Genomic DNA, 255 nt, shown 5'->3' with positions numbered 1-255 from the left:
CGCTCGAGCCAATGTATCCGGTGGTGTTCTTCGACGCGCTGCGTGTGAAGATCCGCGACGAAGGGATGGTGCGCAACAAGGCGATCTATCTGGCGCTGGGGATCCTGCCCGACGGCACGCGTGACATTCTCGGACTGTGGATCGAGAACACCGAGGGCGCGAAGTTCTGGATGAAGGTCTTCAGCGATCTGAAGACACGCGGCGTGCAGGACATCCTGATTGCCGTCACCGACGGACTGAAGGGCATGTCCGACG

General features: G+C 60.8%; 1 protein-coding gene. It reads left to right on the top strand.

Going from position 1 to position 255, the window contains the following annotated elements; genetic code table 11:
* The coding region (locus VSR82_RS40320) for a transposase (RefSeq protein WP_410853511.1) at positions 1-255 on the top strand (255 nt) is incomplete at both ends.

This window comes from Burkholderia sp. JPY481, assembly GCF_038900515.1.
GTDB lineage: Bacteria > Pseudomonadota > Gammaproteobacteria > Burkholderiales > Burkholderiaceae > Paraburkholderia > Paraburkholderia youngii.
This window is presented reverse-complemented; position numbering and strand designations above follow the sequence as displayed.